This window comes from Pseudomonas sp. I8001, from assembly GCF_013385345.1.
GTDB lineage: Bacteria > Pseudomonadota > Gammaproteobacteria > Pseudomonadales > Pseudomonadaceae > Aquipseudomonas.
In genome coordinates this window covers 761,280-774,727 of sequence record NZ_JACAQC010000007.1, presented here as the reverse complement: position 1 = coordinate 774,727, position 13,448 = coordinate 761,280, and the positions used below count along the sequence as shown (strand labels likewise).

14 protein-coding genes are annotated in these 13,448 nt (G+C 58.9%); 11 read left to right on the top strand and 3 right to left on the bottom strand.

What is annotated here, in order from left to right; genetic code table 11:
* Nucleotides 1-299: 299 nt before the first annotated feature.
* Nucleotides 300-1,520, bottom strand: coding sequence for a CaiB/BaiF CoA-transferase family protein (locus tag HX839_RS08135; protein WP_003214741.1), 1,221 nt, complete (start codon nucleotides 1,518-1,520; stop codon nucleotides 300-302).
* Nucleotides 1,521-1,533: 13 nt separating this feature from the next.
* Nucleotides 1,534-2,715, bottom strand: a complete 1,182-nt coding sequence (locus tag HX839_RS08130; RefSeq protein WP_010168706.1) for an acyl-CoA dehydrogenase — start codon at nucleotides 2,713-2,715, stop codon at nucleotides 1,534-1,536.
* Nucleotides 2,716-2,872: 157 nt separating this feature from the next.
* On the opposite strand from HX839_RS08130, the gene HX839_RS08125 reads away from it, so the two are divergent.
* The 11 genes from HX839_RS08125 to HX839_RS08075 all read left to right on the top strand — a co-directional run bounded on the left by HX839_RS08125 (nucleotide 2,873) and on the right by HX839_RS08075 (nucleotide 12,969).
* The gene (locus HX839_RS08125) at nucleotides 2,873-3,772 is read left to right on the top strand and encodes a LysR family transcriptional regulator (RefSeq protein ID WP_003214745.1); all 900 of its coding nucleotides are present in this window, start codon (nucleotides 2,873-2,875) and stop codon (nucleotides 3,770-3,772) included.
* Nucleotides 3,773-4,219: 447 nt separating this feature from the next.
* Complete coding sequence (locus HX839_RS08120; RefSeq protein ID WP_003214747.1) at nucleotides 4,220-5,341, top strand: Re/Si-specific NAD(P)(+) transhydrogenase subunit alpha; 1,122 nt, start codon at nucleotides 4,220-4,222, stop codon at nucleotides 5,339-5,341.
* Between the two features lie 15 nt (nucleotides 5,342-5,356).
* The gene (locus HX839_RS08115) at nucleotides 5,357-5,680 is read left to right on the top strand and encodes an NAD(P) transhydrogenase subunit alpha (RefSeq protein WP_008439664.1); all 324 of its coding nucleotides are present in this window, start codon (nucleotides 5,357-5,359) and stop codon (nucleotides 5,678-5,680) included.
* Complete coding sequence (locus HX839_RS08110) at nucleotides 5,677-7,113, top strand: NAD(P)(+) transhydrogenase (Re/Si-specific) subunit beta (RefSeq protein WP_003214748.1); 1,437 nt, start codon at nucleotides 5,677-5,679, stop codon at nucleotides 7,111-7,113. Before HX839_RS08115 ends, HX839_RS08110 begins: the two co-directional genes overlap by 4 nt.
* A gap of 179 nt (nucleotides 7,114-7,292) precedes the next feature.
* Nucleotides 7,293-8,786: an acetyl-CoA hydrolase/transferase family protein gene (locus tag HX839_RS08105; protein WP_177066935.1), complete on the top strand. Its 1,494-nt coding sequence runs from the start codon at nucleotides 7,293-7,295 to the stop codon at nucleotides 8,784-8,786.
* 318 nt (nucleotides 8,787-9,104) lie between these two features.
* Entirely contained in the window at nucleotides 9,105-9,320 is a 216-nt protein-coding gene (locus HX839_RS08100) for a DUF1127 domain-containing protein (RefSeq protein ID WP_003214752.1), read from the top strand.
* 262 nt (nucleotides 9,321-9,582) lie between these two features.
* Entirely contained in the window at nucleotides 9,583-9,777 is a 195-nt protein-coding gene (locus HX839_RS08095) for a DUF1127 domain-containing protein (protein ID WP_177066934.1), read from the top strand.
* A 151-nt stretch (nucleotides 9,778-9,928) separates the two neighbouring features.
* On the top strand, nucleotides 9,929-10,249 hold the full coding sequence (locus tag HX839_RS08090) for a DUF2388 domain-containing protein (protein ID WP_008439660.1): 321 nt from the start codon (nucleotides 9,929-9,931) through the stop codon (nucleotides 10,247-10,249).
* Between the two features lie 106 nt (nucleotides 10,250-10,355).
* Nucleotides 10,356-10,664 (top strand): DUF2388 domain-containing protein, encoded by a 309-nt coding sequence (locus tag HX839_RS08085; RefSeq protein WP_003214758.1) that lies wholly within the window; start codon nucleotides 10,356-10,358, stop codon nucleotides 10,662-10,664.
* Nucleotides 10,665-10,690: 26 nt separating this feature from the next.
* On the top strand, nucleotides 10,691-11,011 hold the full coding sequence (locus HX839_RS08080; protein WP_003214760.1) for a DUF2388 domain-containing protein: 321 nt from the start codon (nucleotides 10,691-10,693) through the stop codon (nucleotides 11,009-11,011).
* On the top strand, nucleotides 11,008-12,969 hold the full coding sequence (locus HX839_RS08075) for a DUF4105 domain-containing protein (protein ID WP_177008997.1): 1,962 nt from the start codon (nucleotides 11,008-11,010) through the stop codon (nucleotides 12,967-12,969). Before HX839_RS08080 ends, HX839_RS08075 begins: the two co-directional genes overlap by 4 nt.
* Here the strand turns inward: HX839_RS08075 and HX839_RS08070 are convergent.
* Entirely contained in the window at nucleotides 12,966-13,367 is a 402-nt protein-coding gene (locus HX839_RS08070; protein ID WP_008439652.1) for a GFA family protein, read from the bottom strand. The genes HX839_RS08075 and HX839_RS08070 overlap by 4 nt on opposite strands.
* Nucleotides 13,368-13,448: the final 81 nt, after the last annotated feature.

Genomic DNA, 13,448 nt, shown 5'->3' with positions numbered 1-13,448 from the left:
TTTTCTCCGCTTTCGACCGAGAAGATCGAAACGTTAATAGGGCCAAACAACACTGCCTTACTAACTCCTTCTGGGCTTCGATGATCTGAAGCTACTCGCTGTCGAAACCTACATAACTCGTTGTTTACCAAGGAGTTTTCCGTTTCGACTGCGCCGGAAGTGGGGCGAATTATAGACTTCCAGAATCTGCCGTCAACCCTTAATTCAGCTTTTCTATCAAATAGGCATTTCTGGCTAAAAACCGACCAACTTCCCTCTATATAGAGAGCCTCAACAACCCTCTATATAGAAGAGAAGCTTCAGATGACCCCGGCCTCCCTCAAAGCCGAGACATTCGCTGGCGTCAAACCCAGCACTTGCTGCAGCACCTGATGGGTATGCTCACCCAACAGCGGAGGTGCGCTGCGGTATTCAACAGGTGTCTTGGACAGGCGCATAGGACTTGCCACCTGGGGCACAGTACCAGCCAACGCATGAGGCAACTGCATCGCCAACCCGCGCGCTTTTACCTGAGGATCGGCAAACACCTGCGCCAGGTCATTGATCGGGCCGCAAGGCACACCTACTCGCTCCAGCTGAGCTACCCATTCAGCCGTGCTCTTGAACACGGTAGCCTGACGGATCAACGGAATCAGCACCGCCCTGTTGGCCACTCGCAGCTTATTAGTAGCAAACCTAGGATCATCCGCCCACTGGGGCTGCCCAGCCACTTCGGCAAATTTGCGGAACTGCCCATCATTACCCACAGTAAGAATGAAGTCGCCATCCGCCGTAGGAAAATCCTGATAGGGAACGATATTCGGATGAGCGTTACCCAGACGCTTTGGAGAGACGCCCGTCGTCAGGTAGTTCATCGCCTGATTAGCCAGACAAGCCACCTGCACATCCAGCAACGCCATATCGATATGCTGGCCGCCACCATCATGATCCCGGTGAGCCATGGCCGCCAGGATCGCAACTGTCGAGTAAAGCCCCGTAAGAATATCCGTCAGCGCCACTCCAACCTTAACCGGCCCGGCGCCGTCTTCACCCTCCGGGCGGCCAGTCAGGCTCATCAGCCCGCCAAGCCCCTGGATCATGAAGTCGTAGCCCGCCCGCGTCGCATAGGGCCCGGTCTGACCAAACCCGGTAATCGAGCAGTAGATCAACTCCGGATTGATCTCCTTGAGCGACTCATAGTCCAACCCATAGGCCGCCAAGCCGCCTACCTTGAAGTTCTCGATCAGAATGTCGGACTTCGCCGCCAGGTCACGCACCAGCTTCTGGCCCTCCGGCCGCGTGAAGTCGATCGTCACCGATTCCTTGTTGCGATTGGCAGACAGGTAATACGCCGCCTCAGTGGTGTTTTCCCCATACGCATCCTTGAGGAAGGGTGGCCCCCAGGCACGAGTGTCGTCGCCATTCCCGGGCCGCTCGACCTTGATCACTTCAGCGCCAAGGTCTGCAAGTATCTGCCCGGCCCAAGGGCCCGCCAGCACTCGCGACAAATCCAGTACCCGCAGGTGCGAAAGCGCGCCCATGGTCGTTCTCCTATTAATAGAACGCCTGAATACCGGTTTGCGCTCGCCCCAGGATCAATGCATGCACGTCGTGAGTACCCTCATAGGTATTCACCACTTCAAGGTTGACCAGGTGGCGGGCAATGCCGAACTCATCCGAGATGCCGTTACCACCGAGCATGTCACGCGCCATCCGGGCAATGTCGAGCGACTTGCCACACGAGTTACGCTTCATGATCGAGGTGATTTCCACAGCCGCAGTGCCCTCATCCTTCATACGACCCAACCGCAGGCACCCTTGCAACGCCAGGGTGATTTCAGTCTGCATGTCTGCAAGCTTCTTCTGGATCAGTTGAGTAGCCGCCAAAGGCCGCCCGAACTGCTGGCGATCAAGGGTGTACTGACGCGCGGTATGCCAGCAGAATTCCGCGGCCCCCAGGGCACCCCACGAGATCCCGTAGCGTGCCGAGTTAAGGCAAGTGAACGGTCCTTTCAGGCCACGCACATCCGGGAAGATGTTCTCTTCAGGAACAAACACGTTATCCATGACGATTTCACCGGTGATCGAGGCGCGCAATCCGACCTTGCCATGGATCGCCGGAGCACTCAGGCCTTTCCAACCCTTTTCCAGCACGAAGCCGCGAATGTCGCCCGCATCGTCCTTGCCCCACACCACGAACACATCCGCAATCGGGCTGTTGGTAATCCACATCTTGCTGCCAGTGAGGCTGTAGCCGCCATCCACTTTGCGCGCGCGGGTAATCATCGCGCCCGGGTCGGAACCATGGTTAGGCTCGGTCAGGCCAAAGCAGCCAATCCATTCACCAGAGGCCAGCTTCGGCAGGTATTTCTGCTTTTGCGCTTCGGTACCGAATTCATTGATAGGCACCATCACCAGTGAGGACTGCACACTCATCATCGAACGGTAGCCAGAGTCCACACGCTCTACTTCACGAGCGATCAGGCCATAGCTGACGTAGTTCAATCCACTGCCACCGTACTGCTCTGGAATCATCGCCCCCAGCAGGCCGGTCTCACCCATTTCGCGGAAGATCGCAGGGTCAGTCTTTTCATGGCGGAAGGCTTCGAGAACACGGGGCGCCAGCTTGTCCTGGGCGAACTGTTCGGCACTGTCGCGCACCATGCGTTCTTCTTCGGTGAGCTGTGAATCCAGCAGCAGTGGATCGATCCAATTGAAGCTTGCCTTACCGCCCATGAGTGAGTCCTCGCGAAGTAAATCAAAAGTCGTGCATGGAGCCTAGGCCGGGCAGGCGAGGAGGGCAAACGAGGATTTTGCATAGCCTTGTGCTAATTTCTCACTCCGTAACATTCAAAAGCGGCATAGATGCTCTTTACTTGTGAGGTCACGGTACATGCGCAGAAAAATTCCCAGCACCACGGCGCTGGTCAGTTTCGAGGCTGCAGCCCGCCACGAGAGCTTTACCAAGGCGGCACAGGAGCTTTCGATCACCCAGGGCGCAATCTGCCGACAAATCGCCAGTCTTGAGGAGTTTTTAAGTGTCGAGCTGTTTCGACGCTCGCGCCGGGGCGTGAAACTGACAGAAGCAGGGCTTTCCTACAGTCGCCGGGTGGCTACGCAACTTGACGCCGTGGAACGCGACACCCTTTCGATCATGGGACAGCAGGGCACCAACGTTATTGAACTGGCGGTGGTCCCGACCTTCGGCACCCAATGGCTGATCCCACGCCTCAAGGACTTTCAGCACCAGCATCCCGAAGTCACCGTCAACCTGACCAACCGCACACGGCCTTTCCTGTTCGCCGATACCGAATTCGACGCGGCAATCTACTTTGGCGATGCCGACTGGTCCGGTACCGAATCCCACAAACTGATGGGAGAAAACCCGCTCCCGGTATGCAGCCCGCGCTTGCTGGGCGATCGCACGCACTTCACTGCACACGAAATCGCCGAACTGCCCCTGCTGCAACAAACCACTCGACCCTATGCCTGGCGCCAGTGGTTCAACGCGCAACAGCTGGACATACCCCGCGACATGACAGGCCCGCGTTACGAGCTATTCTCCATGTTGTCCCAGGCAGCCATGCACGATATGGGCATTGCACTGATACCGCCGTTCCTTATTCAAAGGGAACTGAGCGATGGGCACTTGGTGATTGCCAGCCCTCAGGTACTGGCGAGCTCAAAGGCTTACTACCTGATGATTCCCGAGAGAAAGGTCGAATCAGCTTCTCTGCATGCGTTCAGAGACTGGCTGATTGATCAGTCGCATCGTTACAACCCCAATATCTAAAGGGTTTTCGTCAATTTATTAACTTTGTAGTCAACAAAATAAAATACCTACATATGTATATATATGTCGCAATTTAGAAGACCGCATCTTTTGACCCTGAAATGGCCTTTAAGCCATGTAGGTATTGGCCTGTAGCCATAAAATTGCAGCGATGCCCAAGCATTCACGTCGGCGATGGAGAAGCGCTGATATTTCGGTAAAAACTCTTTAATCTCCTGTATTTAAACGACTTTAATCTATCCATTGCGACAATCGGTCACGGGGTGACTTGTAGTTAATTTTTCGTCACCCGTCATAATCTCTTGAAGGCCGTAAAGTTCGCCTGCAAAATGCCGCGCCCCGCTGTATTTCAGCGGGATCGTGCTGATCGGCCGCCCAGATTCGCCTGTCGTGGCGCACTGGCCTTTTACAAAAATCAAAGCAAAAAGATCATGCAGGAGATTTGACGTGCACATTGGTGTTCCTCTCGAAACCCAGACCGGTGAAACGCGGGTGGCTGCCACCCCGGAAACCATCAAGAAGCTGATCGGCCAGGGCCACAAGGTCACTGTGCAAAGCGGGGCAGGCATCAATGCCAGTGTCGTCGACAGTGCCTATGAAGCGGCAGGCGCAACCATTGGCAACGCCAGTGATGCATTCGGCGCCGAGCTGATCCTCAAGGTAGTCGCCCCCAATGACAGCGAACTGACGCTGATCAAAAGCGGCGCAGTGCTGGTGGGCATGCTCAATCCGTTCAGCAACGAAACCATCACTCGACTGGCCGAGCATGGCATCACGGCCTTTGCCCTTGAGGCCGCGCCGCGCACCTCCCGCGCGCAGAGCCTGGATGTGCTTTCTTCCCAGGCAAACATTGCCGGCTACAAGGCTGTACTGCTCGCCGCCCATCACTACCCACGCTTCATGCCAATGCTGATGACCGCCGCCGGTACGGTGAAAGCCGCTCGCGTGCTGATTCTTGGAGCTGGTGTAGCAGGGCTGCAGGCGATCGCTACCGCGAAACGCCTGGGTGCGGTCATCGAAGCGTCCGACGTGCGTCCGGCGGTAAAGGAACAGATCGAATCCCTGGGCGCCAAGTTCGTCGACGTGCCATACGAAACTGATGAAGAACGTGAATGCGCGGTTGGCGTGGGCGGTTACGCGCGCCCAATGCCAACAAGCTGGATGCAGCGCCAGGCCCTGGCCGTGCATGAACGTGCCAAGCAAGCCGACATCGTCATCACCACCGCATTGATTCCGGGTCGCAAGGCACCGACCCTGCTCAGCGCCGAGACCGTCGCACAGATGAAGCCAGGCTCGGTGGTCATCGACCTCGCCGCAGCCCAGGGCGGCAACTGCCCGCTGACCGTGGCAGACCAGGTGGTCGTGGAAAACGGTGTGACCATCTGCGGCCCGACCAACCTTGCCGGCGCCGTCGCCGCCGATGCCTCGGCGCTGTACGCACGCAACCTGCTGGACTTCCTGAAGCTGGTCTTCACCAAGGAAGGACAGTTTGAAATCAACCTCGAAGACGACATCGTCGCCGCGTGCCTGATGTGCCGCGACGGCCAAGTCATCCGCAAAAACGCCTAAGCAGGGATTCAGACGATGGAAGAGCTTATTTCCCCCGGTATCTACAACCTGATCATCTTCGTACTGGCGATTTATGTCGGCTATCACGTGGTCTGGAACGTCACCCCGGCCCTGCACACCCCGCTGATGGCCGTGACCAACGCAATTTCGGCGATCGTGATCGTCGGCGCCATGCTGGCAGCCGCACTCACCGTGACACCGCTGGGCAAGACCATGGGCACCCTGGCCGTAGCCCTCGCAGCGGTCAACGTGTTCGGTGGATTCCTGGTTACCCGCAGGATGCTTGAGATGTTCAAGAAGAAAGCCCCGAAAGCAAAAGAAGAGGCGCCATCGTCATGAGCATGAATCTGGTCACGACGCTCTACCTGATCGCGTCGATCTGCTTTATCCAGGCCCTTAAAGGCCTGTCACACCCGACGACGTCCCGGCGCGGCAACCTGTTCGGCATGCTCGGCATGGCGCTGGCGGTGCTCACCACCGTGGGTCTCATCTATAAGCTCGGCGCCGAGCTGGCCACTGCCGGCATTGGCTACGTCATCGTTGGCCTGCTGGTCGGCGGCACCGCCGGCTCGATCATGGCCAAGCGCGTGGAAATGACCAAGATGCCGGAGCTGGTGGCGTTCATGCACAGCATGATCGGCCTGGCTGCAGTGTTTATCGCCATCGCCGCAGTCGTGGAACCACAGTCGCTGGGTATCGTGAAACACCTGGGGGATTCGATCCCCGCCGGTAACCGCCTGGAGTTGTTCCTCGGTGCAGCCATCGGTGCAATTACGTTCTCCGGCTCGGTCATCGCCTTCGGCAAGCTGTCGGGTAAGTACAAGTTCCGCCTGTTTCAGGGCGCACCGGTACAGTTCGGCGGTCAGCACAAGCTGAACCTGGTGCTGGGGCTGTTGACACTGGGCCTGGGCCTGGCCTTCATGTTCACCGGCAACCTCAGCGCCTTCGCATTGATGCTGGCCCTGGCGTTCGTGCTGGGCGTGCTGATCATTATCCCGATTGGCGGCGCCGACATGCCGGTGGTCGTCTCGATGCTCAACAGCTACTCCGGCTGGGCTGCGGCGGGGATCGGCTTCTCGCTGAACAACTCAATGCTGATCATCGCCGGTTCGCTGGTAGGTTCAAGCGGTGCGATCCTGTCGTACATCATGTGCAAGGCGATGAACCGCTCCTTCTTTAATGTACTGCTCGGCGGTTTCGGCAACACGGCAGACGCCGCCGGCCCGGCCGGATCGAAAGAAGCGCGCCCGGTGAAATCCGGCTCGGCTGACGATGCAACCTTCCTGCTGACCAACGCCGACACCGTAATCATCGTACCGGGCTACGGCCTGGCGGTGGCACGGGCACAACATGCGCTGAAAGAGCTGACCGAGAAGCTGACCCACCGCGGCGTGACCGTGAAGTACGCGATCCACCCGGTTGCAGGCCGTATGCCTGGTCACATGAACGTATTGCTGGCCGAGGCAGAAGTGCCTTACGACCAGGTATTCGAGATGGAAGACATCAACTCCGAGTTCGGCCAGGCCGACGTGGTGCTGGTGCTAGGCGCCAACGACGTGGTCAACCCGGCCGCCAAGAACGATCCCAAGTCGCCCATCGCGGGCATGCCGATCCTCGAAGCGTTCAAGGCCAAGACCATCATCGTCAACAAGCGCTCGATGGCCAGCGGCTATGCCGGCCTGGACAACGAACTGTTCTACCTGGACAAGACCATGATGGTCTTCGGCGACGCCAAGAAGGTCATCGAAGACATGGTCAAGGCCGTCGAATAAACACTGCGCCAGCGCAATACCCAAAACCCTGGCCTTTAGTAGGCTGGGGTTTTTTATTGCCGGTAAAAACCGACAAAAGGCTCTAAATCGCTGCCTGGCATTCGACCATGGTAGCGGGACGAAATTTTTTGAAATCACTAGACTGCGCATCTTGCTTCCGTAGCCCGAGATAACAATCCATGTACCGTGATCGTATCCGCTTGCCTTCGTTGTTGAACAAGGTCATGAGCGCGGCTGACGCTGCCGCACTGATCCAGGACGGCATGACCGTCGGCATGAGCGGCTTCACCCGCGCCGGTGAGGCCAAGGCCGTGCCCCACGCCTTGGCCGAACGCGCCAAGACATCACCGCTGAAAATTACCCTGATGACCGGCGCCAGCCTGGGCAACGACCTGGACAAGCAACTGACCGAAGCCGGTGTACTGTCGCGACGCATGCCATTCCAGGTAGATAGCACCCTGCGCAAGGCGATCAACGCCGGCGAGGTGATGTTTATCGACCAGCATTTGTCGGAAACCGTCGAGCAGCTGCGCAACAATCAGCTCAAGCTACCGGACATCGCGGTGATCGAAGCCGTAGCGATCACCGAGCAAGGCCACATTGTGCCAACCACTTCCGTGGGCAACTCCGCCAGTTTCGCGATTTTCGCCAAGCAGGTGATCGTCGAGATCAACATGGCGCATAACCCGAACCTGGAAGGCCTGCACGACATCTATATCCCGAGCTATCGCCCGACCCGCACGCCAATTCCGCTGGTGGCCGTGGACGACCGTATCGGCAGCACCGCGATTCCGATTCCGCCAGAGAAGATCGTCGCGATCGTCATCACCAATCAGGCGGATTCGGCCTCCACCGTGACGCCGCCCGACAGCGACACCCAGTCGATCGCCAATCACCTGATCAACTTCCTTAAAGAAGAAGTCGACGCCGGACGCATGACCAACAAGCTCGGCCCACTGCAGGCAGGCATCGGCAACATTGCCAATGCGGTGATGTGCGGTTTGATCGAGTCGCCCTTCGAAGACCTGACGATGTATTCGGAAGTCCTCCAGGATTCCACATTCGACCTGATCGACGCAGGCAAGCTGAGCTTTGCCTCAGGCAGTTCGATCACATTGTCGGAACGGCGCAACGCCGACGTGTTCGGCAACCTGGAGCGCTACGAAGACAAATTGGTGCTGCGGCCCCAGGAAATCTCCAATCACCCGGAAGTGGTGCGGCGCCTGGGCATCATCGGCATTAACACCGCGCTGGAGTTCGACATCTATGGCAACGTCAACTCCACCCACGTCTGCGGCACCCGGATGATGAACGGAATTGGCGGCTCGGGCGACTTCGCGCGCAACGCGCACCTGGCGATCTTTGTCACCAAGTCGATTGCCAAGGCCGGCGCGATTTCCAGCGTGGTGCCAATGGTCAGCCATGTGGACCATACCGAGCATGACGTCGACATCCTCGTGACCGAGGTCGGCCTGGCGGACCTGCGGGGCCTGGCGCCGCGGGAGCGGGCTCGGGTCATCATCGACAACTGTGTGCACCCGGCGTACCGCGATGCCCTGAACACCTACTTCACCCAAGCCTGTGTGCTGGGCGGGCACACCCCGCATATCCTGCGAGAAGCACTGAGTTGGCACATCAACCTGGAAGAAACCGGGCATATGCTGAAGGCGTGATTGATACAGATTCGGGCTGATGCAAACACAGTTTCATCAGCCCGAGCTTCCGAGCCCAACTTTTATAAAAAACTGTACTGCTGTACCGGTCATTTCCTACCGAAACATCCTACCTCGAACTCCATAAACGCCTAAAACGCACCATAAAAGTGCCGACAGGTACAGTTGCCCCAATTTCGTACAGTACAGCCCCTATAAACAGTTAACTGGCCCCTCACAATACAGGTGAACTGTATCTAGAGAGTCTTGCGCGGGAGGAGGATCATTGGCACCAGTTAAACCACTACCTAATCCCGCCACAAGCGGAAGGATGTCATCATGGAACGTACACTCAGTTCCGATCTGTTCTTCGAAGAAAAAGCTGTAAACACCCAGGCTTCCCTGCCTCTGCGCGTTCTCGCCAACCTGATGTTGTGGCAGCGCCGCATCTCCAGCCGCCATCAACTGGCTCGTCTGGATTCGCGTCTGCTGGCTGACGCCGGTATCAGCGAAGCACAACGCTACGAAGAGCTGAGCAAGCCGTTCTGGCGCTAATTAGCGTCCGCTGGCCCTGACCCACCGGGTCCACCGCCAGCACTCCGAATTGTTAAAGCAGAACCCGCCCCGGGTAACCGGCGGCGGGTTCTGCTGTTTCTGGGGTTTGGATTTTCAATGGCGAAAACAGTCGGCTTTCTACAGACCGATACAGTTTAAAAAACATAACAATTAAGCAGTACAATTTAACCCGCGTGTATCTGTACCGGTAGCACCCTCCAGCCCAAGATGGTGTTCCAGGACCTCATGAAAGGCGCGCGTCATGAATACCAAAAACCAGCAACACCCTCGGTTGATACAGCTACTCAAGCGCACCGCTGGAGCACTCGTCTGCTGGGGGCAACGGGCCCGCACACGCAGGCTGCTGGCTCAACTGGATCCGCGGGAATTGTCCGATGCGGGTATCAGTCACGGCGACCGGGCATCTGAGCTGGCCAAATCGTTCTGGCGCGAGTAATCACCGCAGGAAGCTATCCGAACAGATAAGCGGCGGCTAATATCCGGCTACCACGTGGCGAACCCTGTAGAACGGGCGTCTGATGCCCATGGTCTCGCTGCTCAAGCAGTAGCTTTGTGCCACCCTTTCGTTCATTTACAGGAGTCACCCCATGTCCCGTCTTCACCTGCTGAGCGCTGCAGCCCTGCTGGCCCTGGCTGCCAATGCCAACGCCTCCAGCCTGATCGTGACCACGGATTCGATCGTCGGCGCACTGAAAGCCACCTCAGACGCCACCTCCGATGCCACTTCCTCCCTGCGTGACAACAAGGTCGTACGTGCCGCCCGTGACGACGCCGCCAGCTTCGTTGCCAGCGAAGGCGCCATCCGTGGCGTAAAACTGGAAAGCGCCCTGGCCCAGATCCGCCAACAGGCTCCACAACTGAATACCGCGACTGACGCGCAGCTGGCCCAGGCGATCCTGGCCATCTGACCGCAGGTGGGATAAAGGGGGCGCCAGGCGCTCCCCGAACCCTCCGCGCTGGCTCTCGCCCGGGCATTGCGCTAGCCTTGGCGCTCGTTTTCAGTTGTCGAGTCCCATGGCTTTTTCATACCGCCTGTTGATCGCTCCCGTAGTGTTTTGCACCTGCTGGTCCACGCAAGCTCCGGCCTTTGACCTGTCCACCCAGAGCCTCGTTGTCAGTGCGTATGCCACCAGCAAAGTGACCTCCGCACCGTTCGACCATAAACTGATACTGGCCGCCCAGGATGACGCTGCCGCTTTCATTGCCACTGACGGCCAATGGCGGGGAGCCCGACTGGAATCAGCGCTGGATTATCTGCGCCGTACCCAGCCAAAACTTAACGCCAGTGACCTTGAACTGGCGCAAGCAATTCTCGTCCAATAATCATCTTTGTATTTCGGAGTCATTCCATGCGTAGCCCGCTGATCGCCGCCGCTCTCGGCCTGCTGTTGTTGGCCGGTGTTGCCCAGGCACAAACCCTGAAGGCCACCAGTAACATCATCGTCCGAGCCTCGGCCCGTACCATCGATTTCACCTCGGACACCACCACGTCCATCCGCGACTCCAAAGTCGTACGCGAAGCCCACGACGATGCCGCCAGTTTCGTCGCCAGCAATGGCGAGATTCGTGGCGCTCAACTGGAAGCCGCCTTCGACACCCTGCGAACCCGCGTGCCGGAAGCCCGCGACGCCAGCGACCAGGTTCTCGCCGAAGCTATCCTCTCTCTGTGAGGCGCGTTGCCGCCTGGCTACTGGCCGGCACCTTGCTGCTGGGCGCCAGCGCGGCTCAGGCCGCCCTGCAACTGCGGCTCAAGACCGATGGCTTGAGCCCGGCCCAGCAGCAGGCGAGCCAGGCATTGCTGGATGAAGCGATGCAGGCGTTGCCGCCGCGCTTCATCGAGCAACTGGACCGGACCATCGACGTCGGCTGGACCGACAAGATGCCCGAGAACGCCTACGGCCAGGCTTCGCTGGTGTCCGAACTGGACCTCAACAGCAACTTGCTGGAAAGCCTTACCGACGGCAGTGCCGCGACGCAAAAAACCAATCGCCCCCACGGCACCGTGCGCCGGGAAATGCTCGCCACCGTGCTGCATGAACTGACCCACATCTATGACCGTGCCCGCCTGTGGTCCAGCGCCGACCGCAAGCTGATCCAGCGTTGCAGCCGCCAGAACAACATCACCGGCCTGATCGGCCTGCCCGATCAATGCCGGGGCCAGAACGACCGCCGCTTTACCCTCAGCGATGACCCACGCCTGCTGGACCTCGCCGGGTGGCCGCAATACGTCGGCCGTCGCGGCGAACGTGAACAGAACAACCATCAGGTCGCCCGCAGCCCGGACATCTACGAAACCACCAGCCCGCTGGAATTCGTCGCCGTCAACATGGAGTACTTCCTCCTCGACCCGAGCTATGCCTGCCGCCGGCCTTCGCTGTACCGCTATTACAAGGAACACTTTGGCTGGGCGCCGCCCGCCAAGGACACCTGTGCCAAAACCTACGCCTTCCTCAACGCCGGCAACGACTTCGCCAAGACTCCACTGGGCCAGGTCGACCCCGAGCGGGTCTACGAAATCGACTACCTGCTGGCCGAAGCCAACCAGAACCTCGTGAGTCGCTGGGGCCACAGCATGCTGCGCCTGGTGATCTGCGCCCCCGGCCGGCCACGGGGCCCGGACTGCCGCCTGGACCTGGACCAGCACCTGGTGTTGTCCTACCGCGCGTTTGTCGGTGACGTACAACTCTCGAGCTGGGACGGCCTGATCGGCAAATACCCGTCGCGGCTGTTCGTGCTGCCGCTGTCCCAGGTCATTGACGAGTACACCAAGACCGAGCTGCGCGGCCTGGCGTCGGTGCCGTTGAAGCTCACGCGCCAAGAGATCAACGATACCGTCGAACACGCCGCCGAAATGCACTGGAGCTACGACGGCAACTACTTCTTCATCTCCAACAACTGCGCAGTCGAGAGCCTGAAACTGTTACGCAGCGGCAGCGCCAACCCGCAGCTGACCGGCCTGGACAACATCACGCCCAATGGCCTGCTGGAAGTCCTCAAGGGCCGAGGCCTGGCCGATACCAGTGTGCTGGACGACAAAAAACGCGCGCTGCGCCTCGGCTATCACTTCGACTCCTTCCGCGAGCGCTACCAAGCGATGTTCGAGGTGTTGAAAAAGCGTCTGCCGATCAAACAGGCTGAAGTGGAGGATTGGTTGTCACTGAGTGCCGAAGAGCGCCGCCCATGGTTCGCCGAAGCCGACCTGCGCGCCAGCGCCGCCTTGTTGCTGCTGGAACAGGCGAGCTTCCGCAAGCAGCTCATGCTGGCCCAGGATGAAGTCAAGCAACGCTACCTTGGCGCCCGCGAGCTGAAGAACGGCGGCATGGAAAAGGCCAACGCGACGTTGCAGCAGATCCTCGCCAACAGTGGCTTCCTCAGTCGCCCGGCAGAGCTGCTGGGCACCAGCGGTTACGGCTTGCCACAACCAACAGAATCCAAACGCCTGGAATCAGAGAGCGCCGCGCGCCAGAAGCAGTTGCAGTCGCTGACCGGCGATCTGGACAAAGAGGTGAGGGCGCTGCTGGAACCGGCCCGCGCGGCGGAGATTGCCGCATGTGAAGCCAACCTCAAGCAGCTAGGCGAGCACTTGCGCGCACTGCACAAGGCCTCCGGCGGGTTCGAACTGCCCTAGAGCGCTTCTCCGGCTTCTTCCGGTAGTTGCTCATCCAGGTGTAACCACGGCAATCGGCTCTCTACCCAGATGTGCCGATCTGCCGGGGCCAGCTCCGGGTGATCCAGGGTTGCGATGGTCACATCGATACTCTCGGCACTCAGTTGCGTTACCAGCGCCAAATGCGCCCCACAGTTAGAACAGAAATACCGCACGCATGTCGGCGAAGATTCGTACTGCGCCGGCGTTCCCGCCACCCAGGCGAACGCGGAACGGGGCAGGGTGATCCAGGTTGTCACCAAGCCGCCGCTGACCCGCCGGCAAATCGAACAGTGGCAGTGGGCAATATCCACCAACGCCCCGCTGAACTGATAACGCACCCGCCCGCAATGGCAGCCGCCTTGGTGTTGCTCATGCATGCTCTGTCTCCCACATCCTTATTTCATACAGGACCAGTCGTCCATTCAACGTAGCCCGTTTCTCAAGCGAAAGCTGGCTGA

Excerpts from the sequence above, each read along its gene's own strand:
- HX839_RS08100 (WP_003214752.1), top strand. The coding sequence starts at position 9,105 with ATGGAACGTACACTCAGTTCCGATCTGTTCTTCGAAGAAAAAGCTGTA.
- HX839_RS08070 (WP_008439652.1), bottom strand. The coding sequence starts at position 13,367 with ATGCATGAGCAACACCAAGGCGGCTGCCATTGCGGGCGGGTGCGTTAT.
- HX839_RS08115 (WP_008439664.1), top strand. The coding sequence starts at position 5,357 with ATGGAAGAGCTTATTTCCCCCGGTATCTACAACCTGATCATCTTCGTA.
- HX839_RS08135 (WP_003214741.1), bottom strand. The coding sequence starts at position 1,520 with ATGGGCGCGCTTTCGCACCTGCGGGTACTGGATTTGTCGCGAGTGCTG.
- HX839_RS08085 (WP_003214758.1), top strand. The coding sequence starts at position 10,356 with ATGGCTTTTTCATACCGCCTGTTGATCGCTCCCGTAGTGTTTTGCACC.
- HX839_RS08080 (WP_003214760.1), top strand. The coding sequence starts at position 10,691 with ATGCGTAGCCCGCTGATCGCCGCCGCTCTCGGCCTGCTGTTGTTGGCC.
- HX839_RS08105 (WP_177066935.1), top strand. The coding sequence starts at position 7,293 with ATGTACCGTGATCGTATCCGCTTGCCTTCGTTGTTGAACAAGGTCATG.
- HX839_RS08090 (WP_008439660.1), top strand. The coding sequence starts at position 9,929 with ATGTCCCGTCTTCACCTGCTGAGCGCTGCAGCCCTGCTGGCCCTGGCT.
- HX839_RS08110 (WP_003214748.1), top strand. The coding sequence starts at position 5,677 with ATGAGCATGAATCTGGTCACGACGCTCTACCTGATCGCGTCGATCTGC.
- HX839_RS08130 (WP_010168706.1), bottom strand. The coding sequence starts at position 2,715 with ATGGGCGGTAAGGCAAGCTTCAATTGGATCGATCCACTGCTGCTGGAT.
- HX839_RS08095 (WP_177066934.1), top strand. The coding sequence starts at position 9,583 with ATGAATACCAAAAACCAGCAACACCCTCGGTTGATACAGCTACTCAAG.
- HX839_RS08125 (WP_003214745.1), top strand. The coding sequence starts at position 2,873 with ATGCGCAGAAAAATTCCCAGCACCACGGCGCTGGTCAGTTTCGAGGCT.